1 protein-coding gene is annotated in these 971 nt (G+C 57.9%); it reads right to left on the bottom strand.

Going from position 1 to position 971, the window contains the following annotated elements:
- Positions 1-916, bottom strand: a 916-nt coding sequence (locus AC1DRJ_RS29645; protein ID WP_477805257.1) for a sulfate ABC transporter substrate-binding protein, incomplete at its 3' end; no start/stop codon positions are given.
- Between the last annotated feature and the right edge of the window lie 55 nt (positions 917-971).

The raw sequence follows: 971 nt of genomic DNA, 5'->3' as shown, positions 1-971 counted from the left end.
GGTCCAGGGTCGGGAACTGCTTGGCGTACTTCGCGGCAACCACCTTGTCACGTGGACGATAGAAGTTTTTCGCCGCAATTTCCTGGCCGGCCGGGCTGTACAGGTATTTGAGATACGCATCGGCGATCTGCTCGTTACCCTTTTTCTCGGCGTTCTTGTCGACCACGGCCACCGGTGGCTCGGCAAGGATCGACAGCGAAGGTACGACGATTTCGAACTTGTCGGCACCGCCGTCTTCTTTCAGCGCCAGGAAGGCTTCGTTTTCCCAGGCCAGCAACACGTCACCCTGACCGTTGTTGACGAAGGTAATGGTCGAACCGCGAGCACCGGTGTCCAGCACTGGCACGTGCTTGAAGAGGGTTTGTACGTATTGTTTGGCCTTGGCTTCGTCACCGCCGTTGGCTTTCAGGCCATAAGCCCACGCCGCGAGGAAATTCCAGCGGGCGCCGCCGGAGGTCTTCGGGTTTGGGGTGATAACCGCGACATCGTTCTTGATCAGATCACCCCAGTCCTTGATGCCTTTAGGGTTGCCCTTGCGTACCAGGAACACGATGGTCGAGGTGTAAGGCGTACTCGCATCCGGTAGACGTGTCTGCCAGTCAGCCGGCAGGGTCTTGCCGAGCTTGGCGATTTCGTCGATGTCACCGGCCAGAGCCAGAGTCACGACGTCCGCGCGCAGACCGTCAATCACCGCGCGGGCCTGTTTGCCTGATCCACCGTGGGACTGCTGGATTTTTACGTTGTCGCCGGCGTGATCCTTCTGCCAGAGCTTGATGAACTCCGCGTTGTAATCCTGGTACAGCTCACGCGTCGGGTCGTATGACACATTGAGCAGTTCGTAATCCTTGGCAACCGCGGAACCCGCAAACAGTGCACTGGCCAGGGCGGCCAAAGCGAAATGACGAATCGACGACATGGTGAAAGCTCCTGGAATTCTGATTGTGCTGGCTTTTTTATGAGGTGCTGAAAGC

Source organism: Pseudomonas sp. P5_B2, from assembly GCF_056400445.1.
Note: the sequence above shows the minus strand (reverse complement) of the source record. Positions and strands in the feature narration are given on the sequence as shown.